Origin of the sequence: uncultured Thiohalocapsa sp. (assembly GCF_913062725.1) — a bacterium.
Taxonomy (GTDB): domain Bacteria; phylum Pseudomonadota; class Gammaproteobacteria; order Chromatiales; family Chromatiaceae; genus Thiohalocapsa.
This window is the reverse complement of the sequence record NZ_CAJXWY010000018.1, coordinates 18,353-37,644: the sequence shown is the minus strand read 5'-3', so window position 1 is coordinate 37,644 and position 19,292 is coordinate 18,353. Positions and strand designations below refer to the sequence as shown.

Here is a 19,292-nt window from a genome sequence, read left to right as displayed (position 1 = left end):
CCGCCGGGCGGTGCATGGAGCAGGCGTGGTTGTTCAGACCACGGCCGCGAGCTTGAAGATGGGCAGGTACATGGCCACCACCAGCGCACCCACCAGGCCGCCGATGACTACCATGATCAGGGGCTCCAGCAGGCTGCTCATGCTGTCGACGGCGTTATCCACCTCTTCCTCGTAGAAATCCGCCGCCTTCGCGAGCATGTCGTCGAGCGCGCCGGACTCTTCGCCGATGGCGGTCATCTGGATCACCATATGCGGAAACAGATGACTCTGGCGCATGGTGTGCTGCAGGCTCTGGCCCGTGGCGACGTCCTCGCGCATCTGCTGCACGGCCTGACCGTAGACGCTGTTGCCGGTGGCGCCTGCCACCGAGTCGAGGGCCTCCACCAGGGGCACGCCGGCGGCGAACACGGTGGCCAGGGTGCGGGCGAAGCGGGCAACGGCGGCCTTGCGCAGGATAGTGCCGATGATGGGAAGCTTCAGCACCAGTCGATCGATGAGGGCGCGGAATCGCTGCGAGCCAGTGCTGAGCCGGCCGATGCCCCAGGCAACGCCACCGATCGCCAGCACCAACGCCCACCAGTATTCCCACAACAGATCCGAGAGCGCAATGACCACGAGGGTGAAGGCGGGCAGATCGGCACCGAAGCTGCTGAACAGCGCCTTGAACTGCGGGATGACGAACAGCAGGATGACGACGGTGACGACGATGGCCACCAGGATCACCGCCGCCGGATAGAACATCGCCTTTTTGATCTTGCCCTTGAGGGATTCGGTCTTTTCCTTGTAGCTGGCGACCTTGTCCAGCAGGACATCGAGCACACCGGCGCTCTCGCCGGCGGCCACCAGGTTACAGACGAGAGCGTCGAAATAGCGCGGGTATTTGCGCAGAGCGGCGGCCATGGCCGTACCGCTTTCGATGTCTTGCTTGATTGCGAGCAGCAGCGTCTGCATGGCCGGGCTTTCGTGGCCGCGGCCGATGATCTCGAATGCCTGCACCAGGGGGACGCCGGCGCTCATCATGGTGGCCAGCTGGCGGCTGAAGACGGTCAGATCCTGGCTCGTGATCCTGCGCTCGCCGGTGCCGAACAGGGGTGGGGCCTTCTTGCGCACCTTGGTTGGAGCGACGCCCTGGCGGCGGAGATCGGCGCGGACCAGGTCGACACTGGGTGCGCGCAGGTCCCCCTTGACCCGGTTGCCGCGGCGGTCGATGCCTTCCCAGGCGAAGGTATGGGCCTTTGCTGGCTTGGGCTTGCGGGCGGTGGTCACGGCCATGGCGGGCTCTGGCGGCGGCTCGGTTTGCGAAGACGTGGATGCGTAGCTGCGTCGATGCGTGGCGACGGTGACCGCCACGACGGCAGGGCACTAATCCTTGGTAACGCGGTTGAGCTCGAGCAGGCTGGTGACGCCCGCCTGAACCTTGCGCAGACCGGCTTGGCGCAAATCCAGGTAGCCCTCGTTGTCCGCCTGCGTCGCCAGCGCCATGGCGCTGCCGCCTTCCATGATGATGCGGCCCATGTCAGCCGAGACCTTGATCACCTGGAAAATGCCCACGCGGCCCTTGTAGCCGTCGACGCAGTGGTCGCAGCCGACAGCTTTGTATACGGTGATGCCGGCCGCGACCTGTGCCTCGGTGAAGCCGGCTTCGCGCAGCGCTTCCCGCGGCAGGTGGTCCGGCTCCCGGCAGCGTAGACAGAGCCGGCGCACCAGCCGCTGGGCCATGATGAGCAAGACCGATGCGGCGATGTTGAAGGGGGCCACGCCCATGTTGGCCAGGCGCGTCAGGCATTGGGGGGCGTCGTTGGTGTGCAGCGTGGAGAGCACCAGGTGGCCGGTCTGGGCGGCCTTGACGGCGATCTCGGCGGTTTCCAGATCACGGATCTCGCCGACCATGACAATGTCCGGGTCCTGGCGCAGAAAGGCGCGCAGGGCGGCGGCGAAGGTCATGCCCGTCTTCGGGTTCATGTTGACCTGGTTGATGCCGGGCACCTGGATCTCCACCGGGTCCTCCACGGTCGCGATGTTGATGTCCGGGGCGTTCACAATGTTCAGGGCCGAGTACAACGAGACGGTCTTGCCGGAGCCGGTGGGGCCGGTCACCAGCACCATGCCGTAGGGATTCCTGATGCACTCCAGGAAGGCGGCCTTCTGCTCGGGCTCCATGCCAAGCTCGTCGATGCCGACGGTGGTGGCGGCGGAGTCCAGAATCCGCAGGACCACCTTCTCGCCGTAGAGCGTCGGCAGTGTGCTGACACGGAAATCGATGTCGCGGTTGCGGCTCATCTTGAGCTTGATGCGCCCGTCCTGCGGCACGCGCCGCTCGGCGATGTTCATGCGCGACATGACCTTGAGGCGGGCCACCAGCCGGGATGCGATGCTGAGCGGGGGGCTGGCCACCTCGCGCAGCAGGCCATCCTGGCGGTAACGGATGCGAAAGAACTTCTCGTAGGGCTCGAAGTGGATGTCCGACGCCGATGCGCTGATGGCGTCCAGCAGCACCTTATTGACGTAGCGCACCACAGGTGCATCGTCGACGTTGAAATCGGAGTCGTCGTTGCCGACGTCGTCTTCGTCGTCGCTGCTGATCTCCAGATGATCCAGCGCCGTGTCCAGGAGGTCCGTCATGGCGCTGTCCTGGGCATCGATCGCCTGATCGAGGGCGGCGGCGAGCTTGGCTTCTTCCACCACGATGGCATCCACCGCCAGGCCGGTGTGGAAGCGGATCTCTTCCAGCGCACGGTCGTCGGTGGGATCGGAGACCGCCACGAACAGGCGGCTGCCACGCCTGTGGATGGGCAGCACCCGATGCCTGTGGATCAGCTTCGCGTCCACCAGGGACAAGGGCAGGTGCTGCCGGTCGATGGCGTCGAGGTCCAGCAGCGGTATGCCGAACTCCTGGGAGGCTGCCGCGGCGAGACGACCGCCGTCCACGACCTTCTCCGCGAGCAGGTAGCGGATCAGCGACTGGCGGCGGCGGCTGCATTCGGTCTGCGCGCGCCGTGCCTGCTGGGCGCTCAGCAGCTGGTCTCTGATCAAGCGTCCGGCCAAGCCGCCGGGTAGGGTCTGGGCCTGATCGTTGGGCATACGGGGGATGCGGGCGAGGCTGCAGCGGTGATCGGGCGCGCGCCCTAGCGGTTGACGCCGAATGCGAGGCGCACGTTCTGCGCCACCAGGCCATTGTCCTTTTGCTCGCTCTCGGCGAGATAGAACTCGAGGATGGTCTCGCGGTTCAGCAGCATGTCTTCGCTGACATCTTCGGCGACTTCGTTGGCATGACAGAACACACTGACGTAGGGCGAGGATGGGTCACGCGGGTCGACGGTCCAGAGATTCGGCGAGATGTGATTCATGAATCGCAGGAACCCATAACCCTTCTCTGGGAACCACTTGGTGCACACGCCGCGAACGCAGGACCCGGGCTTGCCCCATTCGTTGCGCGGCTCATAGGCCACAGGCAGCAGGTCTGGAATCAGAAAGCCCGACCAGAAAGCGTCGGCCTCTTGCTGCAGGAGTCTGGATACATTCTTGAAACCGATGAGCTCCACACGGCAGCCGCGATTTTGCAGCGCGTCGACCACCTGCAGAAAATCGCCATCGCCGGTGACCAGGATGACCTGCTCCAGTTTCTCTGCCTGCAGCATGGCATCGACGGCCATATCCAGATCGGCATTGGCCTTGGTGGAGATGTTACCGGCTTCGTCGGTATAGCGACGGACATACTTGACCGTAATCTTCCAGCCGAAGTCGCGAACCATTTGCTGATAAGCGCGGGATTTCTTCTTGTACTCCGGGTCTTCTTCAGCCCGCTGTGCATCGTAGGCAATGTAAGTATTGAGTCTTTGCAGGATACCGTCCTGACGCGCGGCGAAATTGCGCAGCACGTCATAGCGCATCTGGTAGCCGCCGTTGTAGCGAATGTTCTCGGCGTCCACATAGACGCCGACTCTCGGCAGGGATGGCAAGATTGTGAGCTCCTCTGGGCTGGAAACGCTTCTATCCATAGGGGAAGAGCACCTGCGGCCGCACGGCTCGGTTGTGCGGCGGCGGGTGTTTGGGATGGCGCGTGTGGGCAGTCATGCAAAACCGCCGCCCGGGGGCGGCGGTTGCGGCGGCAGTCGGTTGCGGGGCACCTGCTGCGGGCGGGCGCGAATACGCGCACGCGCGCGGCGGATTGAGTGCCCGGCCGACCCCAGCCCTCGGGCATTGCCCGGCGCGGCGCCGCGGATCGGCGCAGCCGCCTGACGTAGCCGCCTGACGTAGCCGCCTGACGTAGCAGGGGGGGTTACTGGTTGGCGCGGTTCTCGATGAGGTCATCGACGACCGTTGGGTCCGCCAGCGTGGACGTATCGCCCAGGCTGTCGACTTCGTTGGCGGCGATCTTGCGCAGGATGCGACGCATGATCTTACCAGAGCGGGTCTTGGGCAGTCCCGGCGCCCATTGGATGATGTCGATGCCGGCGATGGGGCCGATCTCCGTGCGCACCAGCTTGACCAGCTCTTTTTTCAGGTCGTCGGTGGGCTCGATGCCGGCCATCACCGTCACGTAGGCATAGATGCCCTGACCCTTGATGTCGTGCGGATAGCCGACGACGGCGGCCTCGGCGATGGCGTCGTGCAGCACCAACGCCGATTCGATCTCGGCGGTGCCGAGGCGGTGGCCGGAGACGTTCAGCACGTCATCGATGCGCCCGGTGATCCAGTAGTAACCGTCCTCGTCGCGGCGGGCGCCGTCGCCCGAGAAATAGTATCCGGGATACTGCTTGAAGTAGGTGTCGATGAACCGCTGGTGATCGCCGTAGACGGTGCGCATCTGCGCCGGCCACGGACGCGTGATGACCAGCGCCCCTTCCGCGGCGCCCTCCAGCACGGTGCCCTCCGCCGGATCCACCAGCGCCGGTACCACACCAAAGAAGGGCCGCGTCGCCGAGCCCGGTTTCAGTGCCGTGGCGCCGGGCAGGGCGGTGATGAGATGGCCGCCGGTTTCGGTCTGCCACCAAGTGTCGACGATGGGGCAGCGGCCGTCGCCGACGACGTTGTGATACCACTCCCAGGCCTCGGGATTGATGGGCTCGCCGACGGAGCCGAGGATGCGCAGGCTCTTGCGCGAGGTCTGCTTCACCGGTTCTTCGCCGGCGCGCATCAGCGAGCGGATAGCGGTCGGTGCCGTATAGAAGGTGGCCACATTGTGCTTATCCACCACTTGCCAGAAGCGCGAAACGTCCGGGTAGGTGGGGATACCCTCGAACATCAGCGTGATGGCGCCGTTGGCGAGCGGTCCATAGACGATGTAGGTGTGGCCCGTGACCCAGCCGACGTCGGCGGTGCACCAGTAGACCTCGCCGTCTTGGTAGTCGAAGGTGTACTTGTGCGTCATGGCGGCGTAGACGAGGTAGCCGCCGGTGGTATGCAGCACGCCCTTGGGCTTACCCGTGGAGCCGGAGGTGTAGAGGATGAACAGCGGGTCCTCGGCGTCCATCGGCTCGGGCTCGCAGACATCGTCTGCGGCGGCGATGGCGTCGTGGTACCAGATGTCGCGCCCCTCGCTCCAGGCGACGTCGCCGCCGGTGCGCTTGACGACGATGCAGGTGTCGATGCTGGGGCACTCGCTCAGGGCCTGGTCGGCGTTCTTTTTCAGCGGCACATTGCGCCCGCCGCGCACGCTCTCGTCGGAGGTGATGATCAGCCGGCACTCGGAGTCCTGGATGCGGTCACGCAGGGAATCCGGCGAGAAGCCGCCGAAGACGATGGAGTGCACGGCGCCGATGCGCGTGCAGGCCAGCATGGCCACGGCGGCCTCGGGGATCATCGGCAGGTAGATGCACACCCGGTCGCCTTTTTGCACCCCGCGTGCCTTCATGGCATTGGCGAGCTTGCAGACCTCGGTGTGCAGCGCGCGGTAGCTGATGTGCTTGTCCTCGTCCGGGTTGTCACTCTCCCAGATAATGGCCGTCTGCTCGCCACGGCTTTCGAGGTGGCGATCCAGACAGTTGTAGGAGACGTTCAGCTTGCCGCCCTCGAACCACCGGACGTGGAGGTCGTCGGCGTCGTAGCTGTAGTCCATGACCCGATCCCATTTCTTGAACCAGGTGACGAACGTGTCGGCATATTCGGCCCAGAAGCCCTCCGGGTCATCCACCGAGCGCTGGTACATGCTGCGATAGCGCTCCTCGTCGATATGCGCCTTGGCGGCGATGTCGGCGGGGACTTCGTAGATTTTTGTTTCTGACATGGTGGCCTCCTCGAGTGTGCGGCGGTGGGGGTGTACTGCGGTGAATAGACGACCGACGGCCTTGCGGCGGCGGCGTCACAGTGCTCGCCCCGGCGAGTGTAAACCCTCGCTTTGGCACTCGCCAGCGGATACCACGCCGGCTTTGTCGTGGGACAGTGCGGTGCGCCGGCGCGTCGTGCCCCGTCGCCACCGCCGCGGCCTTCACGCGCCGGCGCTGGCGCCGGCGGCGGCCTCGCGCGGGGGAAACAGCCAGCCGCCCAGCAGTAGCAACACCACGCCGAGCAGCGAGATCCAGTACCAGCCGGGCAGTCCAAAGCTGCCGAACTGGTACACCCCGCCGGCGCTGAACATGACCCCGTCGTCGAAGGGCACGATCCAGCTCACCCCGTAGCGTAGCCCGGCGTCGGGGCCGGCAGCGGGCGTCGCGTAGGTCGTGGCCACGGGCCCCGAGGCGTCTTCGGTCAGCGCAACGCTGAAGAGGCCGTCGTCGCTGCCGATCCACAGCCGCTGGGTGCCAGCGGCTGGCGGCTCCAGGTGCAGCGACAGCATGCGACTTTGCTCCAGGCCCACCTTGAGCTGCTGCCAGGGCTCCATCGGCGCCGCCTGCCAGTACAGGCCCTTGCTGGTGCCGGCGATGAGCCGGTTGGCCGCCGTGATGACGAAGCTGAACACATTGCCCTGCTGCGGCAGCCCATCGCGGTTCGGCGCCCAGCTTCCGAGATCGGCCACCGCTGCCGTGAAAACGCCGTTGTCGACGGTGCCGGCATGCAGGTAATCGCCGCCGTCGGTGGCTTGTGCCTCGAGCCGATAGATGTGCACCCCCGCGAGCTGGCGCCGCCAGGCGTTGTCGCCCTGCACCAGCAACCCGTCGCCGGTGGCGACCACCAGGCCGCCGGCGGTGGGCGCCTCATCGCTGATACGCACCGTCACCGGCGGCAGGCCGCTCGGTGCGTTGATCAGACCGCTGCCGGTGCCGATGGGGCCCTCGCTCGGGTCGCCGGACAGGTCCGCCGCCAGGGCGGTGACCGGTGCGCCGTCCAGGTCGATGTTCACCCGCCCCCAAACGCCGTCGGCGAGGCGCCACAGCTCGCCGTCCTGGGTGCCGGCGAGGATGGTGCCGTCATCGGCGCGCGCCAGATCCGTGACATGGCCGGTGCGCGGCGGGTCATTGACGACCGCGCGCTCGCCGCCCGGCAGTAAGGGCCCTGCGATGATGAGCAGCAGCCCAACGGCCACCAGGGCCAGGGCCAGCGTACGGTTGGTGTTCATGGATCATCCTCGGTGCTGAATTGAGTCGTGAAGGCGCGGTGCCCGGCGTGCCGGCGCCGCCTTGGGTGCTGCCATGCCCATTATCGCAAGGGCGACGGCCGTATGCTGAAGCAACCCATGCGGGCACCCAGCATATCCGCGGCAGGGTGGCATGTAGCGTTCGCCGATGCGCCGGGCAAGGGTAGCGGCCTCTGCTATAGTCGTGGCCCAAGACTGCGCCGCTGCGATCCGAAAAAACCGGATGCGGCGGGTCTAGTATGCCGGCACGCTGCGTCGTCCGCGCCGCGATCTGTGCACACCGCATGCCCCAAAGCCCCAGTCGCAAACCCGCAAGCCCCAGACCGCCAGCGTCCAAATGACCGTCCGTACCCGCTTCGCCCCATCGCCCACCGGCTTCCTGCATGTCGGCGGCGCCCGCACCGCACTCTTCTCTTACCTCTTCGCCCGCCGCCACGGCGGCGAATTCGTGCTCCGGATCGAGGACACGGATCTGGAGCGCTCGACGGCGGCATCGGTGAATGCCATCCTCGAAGGCATGAACTGGCTCGGGCTCGACTACGACGAGGGCCCCTTCTATCAGACCGAGCGCTTCGAGCGATACAACGCCGTCATCGACGAGCTGCTGGAGCGCGGTCTCGCATATCGCTGCGATTGTCCCAAAGACCGCCTCGAGCGTGTCCGCGACATGCAGATGGCGGCCAAGCAGAAGCCGCGTTACGACGGCCACTGCCGCTCCCGCCAGGTGGACCCGGCGCAGCCGCATGTGGTGCGCTTTCGCAACCCCGTCGACGGCGTCGTGGTGGTGGAAGACCTGATCCGCGGGCGCATCCCCTTCGCCAACGAAGAGCTGGACGACCTCGTGCTGCGCCGCAGCGACGGCTCGCCCACCTACAACCTGACCGTGGTCGTGGACGACGCCGACATGGGCATCAGCCACGTCATCCGTGGCGACGATCACGTCAACAACACCCCCCGGCAGATGAACATCCTCACGGCCCTGGGCTACCAGCCGCCGCGTTACGCGCATGTGCCCATGATCCTGGGCGCCGACGGCATGCGCTTGTCCAAGCGCCATGGGGCGGTCAGCGTGGTGGCTTACCGCGACCTGGGCTATCTGCCCGAGGCCCTGATCAACTACCTGGTGCGCCTGGGCTGGTCCCATGGCGACCAGGAAATCTTCTCCCTCGACGAGCTCATCGAGCTTTTCGATATCACAGACGTCAACAAGTCCGCGTCCACCTTCAACACCGACAAGCTGGATTGGCTGAATCAGCACTACATCCAGCACGCTGACGCCAAGCGCATCGCCCGGCTGTTGAGTCCGCACCTCGGACACCTCGACATCGACCCCAGCACCGGGCCAGACCCGGTGGCGGTCGTCGAAGCGCAGGCGGCGCGTGCCAAGACGCTGGTGGAACTCGCCGACATCAGCGCCTTCTGCTACGCAGACTTCGACGACTACGAGCCGACGGCCGCGAAGAAGCATCTGCGCCCGGTGGCCCGGGAGCCCTTACAGCGGGTGCGCGCCGAGCTCGACATGCTGGCGCTGGCGGACTGGCAGGATGCCGGGCTGCACCGGGTGGTGGAGCGGGTCGCCGAAGCGCTGGGAGTCGCTATGGGTAAGGTCGCGCAGCCCCTGCGGGTGGCCGTCGTCGGCCGGGCGGCGTCACCGGGCATCGACGTCACCCTGCGGCTGGTGGGCAAGGCGGCCACATTGCGGCGCATCGATCGGGCGCTCGCCTTCATCGACGCCCGCGCCGCCCAGTCCTGAGTGCACTGCCACTGACCCGCCGCCGCCGGCGCGCGTCCGCATCGGCGCGGTGCCCTACCGGCACCACACCTACGATCTGGCGCGCGCCAAGGCCGCGGCGGCGCGGCCCTGACGCGCCCACACGAGCCTAAGCGCCCCAGCGCCGTACCTGGCCCGTGTCGAGATGCACGAAATCCGAGCGTGAATAATAGCCAACGCCACCGCGGCCCAGCGTCACCGCCGCATCGCGGATGTTGCGGCTACCCAGGTCGGCGAGGCGTACATCGATGGCCTTGCCGGACATGTGCAGGCTGCGACGCGCGACCGCCGAGGAGGTTCGGCGCAGCATGGCGTTGGTGTGCGGGGATCGATAGCCGCTGACGATCTCGAATGTGCCATCCGAGTGGCCCAGGTGCTCCTTGACGTCGTACAGCAGGTCGAACAGCTGCGGATCGATCCGGATTTCGTCACCGGTGCGGAAGTCCCGCAGGAAATGATTCAGGCGCTCGAGGGCGCTGCGCTGATAGTGATCGCCGATGCGATAGGCGATGTGCAACCGTTCGTCGGTGTGCAGATGATGCAAAGACAGCGTGCGGGTGTTGGCAGAGGCGTTGCGCCGTGCCCAAGCCGGTGCGGTGGCAACAGCTAAGCCCGCGCCGAGAAAGTATCGGCGATTCATTGATTTCCCCCAAGTAATCGGCTTGTTGTGCAGCTTGAGTATAGCCGCACCCGGCGCATTTGCAACGCCTTTGATACCGGAAATTGCAGGCTTGTAAGCCATTGCTGACGCGGGATCTGACCACCGCGCCACAACCGGCTGTTGCAGCAAAGGAAATCAACGCAGGGAGCGCTTTCGTGTGCGTGCTTTTGTGGTAGGCTTCTGGCCCTATGGCGACCCTGCTAGGGTAATCCCGTACACCTGCGATGTCACCCCTCGATCGCATCGGATCGCATCGAAGCATGGGCGGGCGCGCCGTCGGCCTGTGGCTGCTCGCGGTCGTCTGCGCGGGCCTGCTGCCCGGGGCGCATGCGGACGTCTACAAGTACGTCGACAACGACGGCAACGTCTATTTCTCCGACGAGCCCCTGTCGGGTGCTCACCTGCAGCTGGAGTGGAAGCGCAGCGCCAAGCGCCTGGTGAGACAGAATCAAGCCCAATCCGCAGCGGCGCGCGAGCGCCGCGACGAGGCCCTGGCGCGGGTGCGGGCGCGTCTCGACGAACCGGCCGTGGATGCCCTGGCGGTGCGGCCCCCGGCGCCGGTGAGTGCCTCCATGGCGGTGCGCCGGGACAAGTACCGAGACCTCATCGACGCCAATGCGGCGCGCTATGGGCTGCGCCCGGCGCTGTTGCATGCCGTGATTCGCACCGAGTCCGCCTACAAGGCCAACGCCCTGTCGCATGCCGGCGCCTGCGGCCTGATGCAGCTCATGCCGGCCACCGCGGCCCGCTTCAGTGTGCGCAATATCTGGGACCCGGCCGAGAACATCCGCGGCGGCTCGGCCTACCTGCGCTTTCTGCTGGACCTCTTCGACGGTGACCTGCGGCTGGCGCTCGCGGGCTACAACGCCGGCGAAAACGCCGTGAAAAAGCACGGTTACGACATCCCGCCGTATCGCGAGACCCAGGACTATGTGCGCAAGGTGCTGCGGCACCTGGCGGCGGAACAGTTGGCGCCGCAGTCCTGAAGACATCGCGTCCGTCGCCGGCGCTCATCCACGGGCGTCACCGGCAATACCACTCACGAACAGGCGCGCGGCGACCCCAGAGACCTCCCGGTCGCGAGGCGCCGGGTCGTCAGTCCTCGCCAATCACCCGCTCGTCCCTGGGTGTCGATAACAGTCTTTCCGCCTCGCCCTGCTGGCTGGCGAAGATCAGACGATAGTCACCGTCGTCGTCCTCGGCGCGTTGCTCGCGCAGACTCCTGACCAGGGTGCGCGCTTCTTGGTAGCGGTCTTTGGTGTCGATGTAGCGCAGTTCCAGATTGGGCGCAACGCGATAGACGAAATAGGGCATACGGATCACCTCGGGGCCTTGGCAACGGGCGGGCTGGCGTCGATGACGGGCGGCTGCGCTGGATGCCGGACGGCGCGGCATCAGCGCCGGCGCGCATCATCCGCCGCGGACGCCACTCGAGCGCGGGTTGTCGCAGAATCACGGATGAAACGCAAGGCAGGGTGCCGGCGGCGGCCCGCCGGACGTGCTTCCTGAGCGCGCTGATGACTGTGTGCGAGCAGTCCGGTCGGGCCAAAAATTTCCTGTGACGGTCATAGGAAAAACCTGGGAAAACCACTATGCGCCCTATGGTAGCCTACTGGGCGCTATCGCCGCGGCGGCAGTCCACCATGCGCCCGCCGCCGGCCGCGCAGTGCTCAGATTGCCGGCGTCGGCACCCATCAGCGCTAACCTCCGAGGCTTTCATGATCAACCCCGTCGGTACTACCGAGCTCAAGCCACGCTTCGTCTACGACCCGGATCGCCACCACAGCCTGATGCATGAGGCCAAGGGGCTCCCCGCCATCACCATCAGCTCCCAGGCGGCCGGCAATGCCGTGATGATGGGCGGCGGCTACTTCAGCCCGCTCACCGGTTTTATGGGCGTCGCCGACGCCCTGAGCGTCGCCGAGACCATGCGCACCACCGATGGCCTGTTTTTCCCGGTGCCGGTCATGTGCCTGGTGCCGGACGTGGCAGCCATCGGCGGCGCCCGGCGCATCGCGCTGCGGGATCCGAACATGGAAGGCGAGCCGGTGCTGGCCGTCATGGACGTGGATGCCATCGAGACCGTGACCGATGCGCAGATGCAACGGCTCACCGAGCGCGTCTACGGCACCACCGACCCCGAGCATCCCGGTGTCGCCGCCTTCAATGGCCAGGGCCGCATGGCCCTGTCCGGCAGCATCGAGGTGCTGCACTTCTCCTATTTCCAGGATGACTACCCCGACACCTTCCGCACCGCCGTGGAGATCCGCCACGAGATCGCCGAGCGCGGCTGGCAGCGGGTGGTGGCCTTCCAGACCCGCAACCCCATGCATCTCGCCCACGAGGAGCTCTGCCACATGGCCATGGAGCGCCTGCGGTGCGACGGCTTGGTCATCCACATGCTGCTCGGCAAGCTCAAGCCCGGCGACATCCCGGCGCCGGTGCGGGATGCGGCCATCCGCAAGATGGTGGAGCTCTACTTCCCGCCCAACAGCGCCATGGTGACGGGCTACGGCTTCGACATGCTCTATGCCGGCCCGCGCGAGGCCGTGCTGCACGCCTACTTCCGCCAGAACATGGGTGCGACCCACTTCATCATCGGCCGCGACCATGCGGGTGTGGGCGACTACTACGGCCCCTTCGATGCGCAGACCATCTTCGAAGAGGAGGTGCCCGCGGGCGCGCTGGACATCGAGATCTTCAAGGCGGACCACACCGCCTACTCGAAGAAGCTCGGCCGGGTGGTGATGATGTGCGAGGCGCCGGACCACACCAAAGAAGACTTCGTGCTGCTCTCCGGCACCAAGGTGCGCGAGATGCTCGGCAACGGCATCGCGCCGCCGCCGGAATTCAGCCGCCCGGAAGTGGCACAGATCCTGATGGACTATTACCGCTCATTGCAGTAGACCCGGACCCGGGATCGGCGCGCCGGACCGCCGTCCTGGGTTCTGGTGCTGGCGGTGCTCGTGCTCAGTGTGGTCGTGCGGCTCGGCGGGCGGCGGGCGCTGGCTTGACCGGCGCCGGCCTCAGGGTGTCGGCAGCGAGCGCAGAAACAGGGTCTTCAGGTAAGCCGTCTCGGGGATGGCCGGGTGCACCGGATGGTCCGGTCCCTGCGCACCGGTCAGCAGCAGCTGCAGCTCGTGCTCTGTGCGGCGCGCGGCGGACTGGACGGTGCGCAGGAAGGCCTCCCGGCTCAAGTGGAAGGAGCACGAGGCGGTGATCAGCAGCCCGCCCGGCGCCAGCAGCGCCAGCCCGAGGCGGTTCAGGCGCTCGTAGGCGCGGGCGCCCTCGCGCTCGTCCTTGCGGCGCTTGATGAAGGCCGGCGGGTCCAGGATGACGCGCTCGAAGCGCGCGCCGTCGTCGCGCAAGGCCCGCAGCACGTCGAAGGCATCGCCCTGCAATGTGTCGATGCGGGCCGCCAGCCCGTTGCGCTCGGCGTTCGCCGTGACCCCGGCCAGGGCGCCGTCGGCGCTGTCGACGAAGGTGACCGACTCGGCACCGGCGGCCGCCGCCTGCAGCCCCCAGGCGCCCAGATAGCAGCACACATCCAGCACCCGCGGCGTGGGGCCGAAGCGGCGCTGGGCGCGGCGGTTGTCCGCCTGATCGAAGAACCAGCCGGTCTTCTGCCCGCCGCCGGGCGCCACCGCAAAGCGCAGGTCGTCTTCGGCGACTGTGATCTCGCCGGGGTCATCGCCCAGCACCCAGTGCACGCCCTGCGCCAGCCCCTCCAGCGCGCGCATGGGGTTGTCGTTGCGCAGCACAATGCGGGTGGGCCGCAGCACCTGCTCCAGCGCCGCCAGCACCAGGGGGGCGAGGCGCTCCATGCCGGCGGTGGTGATCTGCACCGCCAGCAGATCGCCGTAGCGGTCCACCACCAGGCCCGGCAAGCCGTCGCCCTCGCCGTGCACCAGGCGGTAGAAGGGGGCGGCGTAGAGTTGCTCGCGCAGCGCCAGCGCCGCCCGCACGCGCTGCACCAGCAAGGCGGCCCCCAGGGGCTGACCGCGCCGCCGGCTCACCAGCCGCGCGCAGATCAGGGAATGGGGATTGGCGTAGCCATGGCCCAGCCAGCGTCCGCGGTGGGCGATGATCTCCACCGCCTGACCGGGCTCCAGGCCGGTCAGCGGCGTGGCCGCCGTGTCCACCTCGTTGCTGTAGACCCAGGCATGACCCGCCAGCAGGCGGCGCTCCTGGTCCTTCTTGAGACGCAGCGGGACGGATTGCATGGCGGGAGCCTCAACACTTCGGGTAACTCCTCAGCTTAACGGCAGATGCTCACCCATGTCCCGCGGCGCTGCGATCGGATGTCCTGTTGTCGCACGCGCGGTGTCAGCGGGGCGACGGCCGGTGCGGGGCGGCCGCCAGCAGCACCGCGGTGGCGGCGCGCAGCTCGGCGAGGACCGCGGCGGCGCCGCTGCGGCCGAGCGGCGCGGCGCAAGCGCCGGGCTCGGCGTGCTGGAGGATGCAGGCGATGAGCGCATGGCTTTGGCTGGCAGACAAGCGGTGTGCAGCCAGCGCCCCCGGCAGCACCGCCTGCAGCAGCCGGTGCAGTGCCGGCCGTGTGGCATCCAGCCCGCGGTCGGCGTGGGCAAAGGCGTGCAGCTCACGCTGCTGCAGGTCGTCGAGCGGCGCGGCGGCGCCCGGTGCGGCGGCGAACAGCTCGGCGACCACCGCCGGCTCCAGGCCGCGCAGGGGACCCGCGAGCAACACCGTCAGCCGCGGCACCAGCCGCTCGCGCCCGCGCTGGAGCAGACGCCCGCCCGCCGGCGTCAGCGCGCGCAGCACCACGGCGGCGTGGGCGCCGCTGGCGGCATTACGGCGGCTGCCGATGTGCACCGGTCGCAGACCACAGCGGCGCCAGAAGCGGATCAGCCCGGGCGTAGCGCCGAAGCTGGCCCCGAGCGCATCGGTGCCGGCGGCGGCGCTGCTGGCCGCAAGCTCGCGCACCAGGCGGCGACCGAGACCGCGCCGCCGCACTGCGGGATGGACGGCGATGCGCAGAATGCGCCGGCAGGCGAGCCCGGCGGCCGCGGGCAGACCGGCGTGGGCGGAGAGCGTCTGCGCCAGCAGGTGGCCGCGGGGGCGGCGGCGGCCGGCGAAAATGGGCTGGTGCAGCACCGGCGGCAGTGAGCCCTCGCGGCCGGTCACGGCCACCGCGAGCAGGGTCTCACCGGCGCGCAGCCAGTGCACGCTCATATCCGGGGCGTCCAGCAGCTGGCGCAGGTCGGAGGGGCGCGTTTGGTAGTGTCCGAGCACCAGCAGCCCGAACGCCTGGCGCAGCCGCGGCTCGTCGCCGGCCAGGCCATCGCGCTCCGGGGTCTCGAAGCGAACATCGGCGGCACCGGCGGCGGCCAGTGCGGCCTCGGCGTCGCCGTCCGCCGCCGGCTCCGCATCCAACAGCAACGCCCGGCTCAGCAGCGCCTCCAGCGGATCATCGTCCGCCCAGCGGATGGGCTGCGACAGCCGCAGCGCCCGCCAGCCGGGGGTGACGCGGTCCAGCACCCGTCGGAACCGAAGCTCGAAGCCGCGACCGGTCCCCTCGTAGCCGTGGACGGTGGTCGCGAAGACCATGCGCGGGTAGTGCGCCAGCATCTGCGTCAACAACGGCGCCGGGATGGCGGCGGCTTCGTCCACCAGCAGCAGATCCGCCGGCGGGTGCTGCGCCAGCAGCTGATCGGGCGCCAGGTAGCGTGGGGCGAAGCGCCCGGCATGGCGTCGCACGGCCGCCGCTGCACGCTGGCGGGGCGCGGTGAGCAGGATGTGCGCACCACCGCCGGCGAGCCGCGCCGCCGCCAGGCCCATGGCAGCGGATTTACCGCGGCCGCGGTCGGCGGTGATCACCAGCGGGCGGTGTGCGCGGCCGCTGGCGGTGGCGACGATGGCGTCGATGGCGCGCGCCTGGTCCGCGGTGGCGGGCCCGACCTGCGACGCATCCGTGTCGGACCGGGCTGCCGCACGAGCCCCCGCGCCGGCCGGCGCCGCAGCCGCGCCGCAACGGGCGGCAGCCGCCGCCGCGGGCGGCTCCGGTGAAGGCGCCACGGGTCCGTCGACGCGCCGCACCGCCGGGCTCGCATCCAACAGCCCGCACAGCCGGCGGATCAGCCGCCCGGTGACGGCCTCGCCGCCGTGGGGAAAGCTCGCGAAGCGCTCGGCGGCGGGATCGGTCCACGCCGGCCAGTCCCGCACCGGCGGCGTCAGCAGCACCAGCAGGCCGCCGCCGCGCAGGGTGCCGGCGGCGGCCCCGAGCGCATCCAGGTCCAGCCCCGCCCAGGCATCCACCAGCAGCAGACCGCACTCGGCGCCCAGCTCGGCGGTTCGGCGGTTTGGGTCGGCGGCGCGCCCGCGGGCGCCGAGCCAGCGGCTATCCGGCGGTGCCAAAGTGCCGGCGACGGCTTGCGCCGCCGCCAGCGTCCAGTGTGCATCGCCGGCGAGCCAGAGCAGACGGCGCTCGCGGGTGCCGGCGAGCTGCGCCTGCAGCTCGGCGGCGGCCACCAGCGCCGGCGTGTGTGGCGTTGGGGCGATGGCCGTGGCGCAGACCTCAGGCGGCGCGCTTGAGCGGCAGCGCGTAGAAACGCTGCCCGGTGGCCGCCGCGAGCGCGTTGGCCACGGCCGGGGCAATGACGGGGGTCGCCGGCTCACCAGCGCCAGTGGGCGGCGCCGTCGACGGCACGAGATGCACTTCCACCGCGGGCATCTTATCCATGCGCAGCACCAGATAATCGTGGAAGTTGGACTGCTGGACGGCGCCATCCACCAGGGTGATCTCACTCATGAGTGCCGCCGACAGGCCAAAGCCCATGCCGCCTTCCATCTGCGCCATCACCACATCCGGGTTCACCACGGTGCCGCAGTCCACGGCGATCACCACCCGATCCACGCTGAAGCCGTTGTCGCCGTCCAGCGTCACCTCCGCCAGCATGCCCACATAGCTGCCGAAGGACTTGTGCACGGCAATACCGCGGCCGCGGCCGGCGGGCAGCGGCGGCTCGTACCAGCCGCCCTGCTGGGCGGCCAGCTTGAGCACGTCGCGCTCGCGGGGATGCTCGCCCATCAGCGCCACCCGGAAGTCCACCGGGTCCGCGCCGGCGGCGGCGGCCAGCTCGTCCATCATGCATTCCACCGCGAATGCCGTGTGGGTGGAGCCCACGGCGCGCCACCATTGCACCGGCACCGCCAGCTTCGGGGAGTGCAGGTCCAGATGCCGGTTGGGGATGGCGTAGGGGATCTCTTGGGCCCCCTCGACCGAGGTCTGGTCGATGCCGTCTACCACCAGCCCCGGCTCGAAGGCGGTGCCGGTGGCGATGGACTGGCCAACGATCCGGTGCTGCCAGGCCACGGGCCGGCCGTTGGCGTCCAGACCGGCCTTGAGCCTGTGCAGATACAGCGGCCGGTAGAAGCCGGCGCGGGTGTCGTCCTCGCGGGTCCAGATGAGCTTGACCGGGGTCTCGCCGCCGGCGGCTTTGAAGATGTGGGCCGCCTCCACCAGGTAGTCGGACTGCGGATTGGCGCGCCGACCGAAGGACCCGCCGGCATACAGCATTTCGATGCGCACTTGCGCCGGTTTGAGCCTCAGCACCCGGGCCACCGCCTGCTGGTCGATGGTTTGGAACTGTTCGCCGTTGATGACGCGCACGCCGTCGGCATCCGGTGTGATGACGCAGTCCATGGTCTCCATGGCCGCGTGCGCCAGGAAGGGCACGCTGTACTCCGCCTCGATGACGGCGGTGGCATTGGCCAGCGCCGCGTCCGCATCGCCGGTGCTGGTGACGGTCTTGCCGGGGCCGTCGGCGCGCTTGCGGTAGTCGGCCAGGATCTCCTTGGAGCCCAGCTTGAAGGCGTTGGACTCGTCCCAGTCCACCACCAGCGCATCGCGGCCCTGCTGCGCGGACCAGAAATCGTCCGCCAGCACGGCGACCCCGGTGGGAATCTGCAGCACCTGCCGCACTCCCGGCACGGCCCGGGCGGCGCTGTCGTCGAAGCTGCGCACCGTGGCGCCGAAGCGCGGCGGGTGAGCGACACAGGCGGTGAGCATGTTCGGCAGCCGCACATCCTGGGTGAACTGCGCAACGCCGGTGCACTTGGCCCTGCTGTCTTTGCGCGGCAGGAAGGCCTTACCGATGAGCTTGAACTCGGAGGGGTCCTTGAGCACCGGCGCCTCGGGCACCGGTTGCTCGGCCGCCGCCGCCGCCAACTCGCCGAAGGTGGCGCGCTGACCAGACTTGGGGTGGCTGACGACACCATCCACCACCGTGATCTCCGCCGCCGGCACCTGCCATTGGCCGGCGGCGGCGGCCACCAGCATGGACCGCGCCGCGGCGCCGGCCTTACGCATCTGCTCGAAGGCATTGGCGATGGCCGTGCTGCCGCCGGTGCCCTGCACGCTGCCCCAGAACAGGTTGTTGTAGCGCTGGGCGTCCGCCGGCGCGCCTTCGGGCCGGATCTGCGCCCAGCGCGCGTCCAGCTCTTCGGCCACCAGGGTGGGCAGGCCGGTGAAGGTGCCCTGGCCCATCTCCAGATGCTTGCAGACCACGGTGACGCTGTCGTCGGTGCCGATGCGCACGAAGGCGTTGGGTGCAAAGTCACCGGCCGCCGCATGCGCACCGCCGGCCATGCCGGGGCCGGCGAGCTTGGCGGGCCCCGACATCTGGCCGCGGGTGAGCAGCCAGACGCCGAGCGTGAGGCCCGCGGCGGCGCCGGCGCCGGTCGTGAGGAAGGCGCGGCGGCTCAGGTTGACGATCTTGGGTTTGCTCATGCTGGTGTCTCCGTTGGGCTCACGCCAGCGCCTGGGCGGCCTTGTGGATGGCCCTGCGGATGCGCGCATAGGTGGCGCAGCGGCAGATGTTACCGGCCATGTTGGTGTCGATGGCGGCGTCGTCGGGGGCCGGGTTGGCGGCGAGCAGCGCCGTCGCCTGCATGATCTGGCCCGACTGGCAAAAGCCGCACTGCACCACGTCCAGGTCCTGCCAGGCCTGTTGCACAGCGCTGCCCACCGGGCCCTGCGGCCCGGCGGCGAGTCCCTCGATGGTGGTGATGTCCTGTCCCGCCGCGGCACTCACCGGCAGCGAGCAGGCGCGCACCGCCGCACCACCCAGGTGCACGGTGCAGGCGCCGCATTGGCCGATGCCGCAGCCGTACTTGGTGCCCGTCAGGCCCACATGCTCGCGCAGCGCCCACAGCAGCGGCATTTGCGGGTCGATATCCAGTTGGTGTGTCTCGCCGTTGACGCGAAGCTCGATCATCGCGGTGACCTCCGTGCTTGGGGACGCGGGGCGTGAGGAGATTGCGGCCCCACCGGCTGCGCCGGCTCGCCGCCCTGATCCCCGTCAATGTCTGCACGATCGCCTCGATGC

Annotated in this window: 14 protein-coding genes; 3 read left to right on the top strand and 11 right to left on the bottom strand. The window is 68.6% G+C overall.

From position 1 onward, the window contains the following. Positions 1-33 precede the first annotated feature (33 nt). From QZ588_RS06930 to QZ588_RS06910, 5 genes are all read right to left on the bottom strand, one after another. Positions 34-1,272 (bottom strand): type II secretion system F family protein, encoded by a 1,239-nt coding sequence (locus QZ588_RS06930; RefSeq protein WP_295541197.1) that lies wholly within the window; start codon positions 1,270-1,272, stop codon positions 34-36. Between the two features lie 90 nt (positions 1,273-1,362). Continuing rightward, positions 1,363-3,081: a type IV-A pilus assembly ATPase PilB gene (gene pilB / locus QZ588_RS06925; protein WP_295541195.1), complete on the bottom strand. Its 1,719-nt coding sequence runs from the start codon at positions 3,079-3,081 to the stop codon at positions 1,363-1,365. 44 nt (positions 3,082-3,125) lie between these two features. Then, on the bottom strand, positions 3,126-3,959 hold the full coding sequence (locus QZ588_RS06920) for an NYN domain-containing protein (protein WP_295541194.1): 834 nt from the start codon (positions 3,957-3,959) through the stop codon (positions 3,126-3,128). Positions 3,960-4,279: 320 nt separating this feature from the next. After that, positions 4,280-6,226: an acetate--CoA ligase gene (acs, locus tag QZ588_RS06915; protein ID WP_295541193.1), complete on the bottom strand. Its 1,947-nt coding sequence runs from the start codon at positions 6,224-6,226 to the stop codon at positions 4,280-4,282. 201 nt (positions 6,227-6,427) lie between these two features. After that, positions 6,428-7,495 carry an ABC transporter substrate-binding protein gene (locus tag QZ588_RS06910; RefSeq protein ID WP_295541191.1) on the bottom strand — a complete coding sequence of 356 codons (1,068 nt, stop codon included), beginning with the start codon at positions 7,493-7,495 and terminating at the stop codon, positions 6,428-6,430. Between the two features lie 355 nt (positions 7,496-7,850). Here QZ588_RS06910 and gltX point away from each other — a divergent pair, with 355 nt between their 5' ends. After that, positions 7,851-9,266, top strand: coding sequence for a glutamate--tRNA ligase (gene gltX, locus QZ588_RS06905; protein WP_295541190.1), 1,416 nt, complete (start codon positions 7,851-7,853; stop codon positions 9,264-9,266). A gap of 127 nt (positions 9,267-9,393) precedes the next feature. On the opposite strand, the gene QZ588_RS06900 is transcribed toward gltX, so the two are convergent. Further along, on the bottom strand, positions 9,394-10,074 hold the full coding sequence (locus QZ588_RS06900) for a DUF882 domain-containing protein (protein ID WP_366929537.1): 681 nt from the start codon (positions 10,072-10,074) through the stop codon (positions 9,394-9,396). A 131-nt stretch (positions 10,075-10,205) separates the two neighbouring features. On the opposite strand from QZ588_RS06900, the gene QZ588_RS06895 reads away from it, so the two are divergent. Further along, positions 10,206-10,931: a transglycosylase SLT domain-containing protein gene (locus QZ588_RS06895; RefSeq protein WP_295541188.1), complete on the top strand. Its 726-nt coding sequence runs from the start codon at positions 10,206-10,208 to the stop codon at positions 10,929-10,931. A gap of 109 nt (positions 10,932-11,040) precedes the next feature. Here QZ588_RS06895 and QZ588_RS06890 read toward each other — a convergent pair whose 3' ends face one another. Continuing rightward, complete coding sequence (locus QZ588_RS06890) at positions 11,041-11,259, bottom strand: hypothetical protein (protein WP_295541187.1); 219 nt, start codon at positions 11,257-11,259, stop codon at positions 11,041-11,043. A 404-nt stretch (positions 11,260-11,663) separates the two neighbouring features. Here QZ588_RS06890 and sat point away from each other — a divergent pair, with 404 nt between their 5' ends. Beyond that, a complete protein-coding gene (gene sat, locus QZ588_RS06885; protein WP_295541185.1) occupies positions 11,664-12,851 on the top strand; it encodes a sulfate adenylyltransferase in 1,188 nt (395 codons plus the stop codon). Positions 12,852-12,971: 120 nt separating this feature from the next. Here sat and QZ588_RS06880 read toward each other — a convergent pair whose 3' ends face one another. The 4 genes from QZ588_RS06880 to QZ588_RS06865 form a co-directional block, all read right to left on the bottom strand. After that, positions 12,972-14,168, bottom strand: a complete 1,197-nt coding sequence (locus tag QZ588_RS06880; RefSeq protein ID WP_295541183.1) for a class I SAM-dependent rRNA methyltransferase — start codon at positions 14,166-14,168, stop codon at positions 12,972-12,974. Positions 14,169-14,271: 103 nt separating this feature from the next. Next, positions 14,272-16,434, bottom strand: a complete 2,163-nt coding sequence (locus tag QZ588_RS06875) for a GNAT family N-acetyltransferase (protein ID WP_295541182.1) — start codon at positions 16,432-16,434, stop codon at positions 14,272-14,274. Between the two features lie 46 nt (positions 16,435-16,480). Further along, positions 16,481-18,694 (bottom strand): xanthine dehydrogenase family protein molybdopterin-binding subunit, encoded by a 2,214-nt coding sequence (locus QZ588_RS06870; RefSeq protein WP_295541181.1) that lies wholly within the window; start codon positions 18,692-18,694, stop codon positions 16,481-16,483. A 19-nt stretch (positions 18,695-18,713) separates the two neighbouring features. After that, a complete protein-coding gene (locus QZ588_RS06865) occupies positions 18,714-19,181 on the bottom strand; it encodes a (2Fe-2S)-binding protein (RefSeq protein WP_295541180.1) in 468 nt (155 codons plus the stop codon). Positions 19,182-19,292 lie beyond the last annotated feature (111 nt).

Bases quoted from the DNA above. Each gene is read 5' to 3' on its own strand.
- QZ588_RS06930 (WP_295541197.1), bottom strand. From the start codon at position 1,272: ATGGCCGTGACCACCGCCCGCAAGCCCAAGCCAGCAAAGGCCCATACC.
- pilB (WP_295541195.1), bottom strand. From the start codon at position 3,081: ATGCCCAACGATCAGGCCCAGACCCTACCCGGCGGCTTGGCCGGACGC.
- acs (WP_295541193.1), bottom strand. From the start codon at position 6,226: ATGTCAGAAACAAAAATCTACGAAGTCCCCGCCGACATCGCCGCCAAG.
- QZ588_RS06910 (WP_295541191.1), bottom strand. From the start codon at position 7,495: ATGAACACCAACCGTACGCTGGCCCTGGCCCTGGTGGCCGTTGGGCTG.
- gltX (WP_295541190.1), top strand. From the start codon at position 7,851: ATGACCGTCCGTACCCGCTTCGCCCCATCGCCCACCGGCTTCCTGCAT.
- QZ588_RS06895 (WP_295541188.1), top strand. From the start codon at position 10,206: ATGGGCGGGCGCGCCGTCGGCCTGTGGCTGCTCGCGGTCGTCTGCGCG.
- QZ588_RS06890 (WP_295541187.1), bottom strand. From the start codon at position 11,259: ATGCCCTATTTCGTCTATCGCGTTGCGCCCAATCTGGAACTGCGCTAC.
- sat (WP_295541185.1), top strand. From the start codon at position 11,664: ATGATCAACCCCGTCGGTACTACCGAGCTCAAGCCACGCTTCGTCTAC.
- QZ588_RS06880 (WP_295541183.1), bottom strand. From the start codon at position 14,168: ATGCAATCCGTCCCGCTGCGTCTCAAGAAGGACCAGGAGCGCCGCCTG.
- QZ588_RS06870 (WP_295541181.1), bottom strand. From the start codon at position 18,694: ATGAGCAAACCCAAGATCGTCAACCTGAGCCGCCGCGCCTTCCTCACG.
- QZ588_RS06865 (WP_295541180.1), bottom strand. From the start codon at position 19,181: ATGATCGAGCTTCGCGTCAACGGCGAGACACACCAACTGGATATCGAC.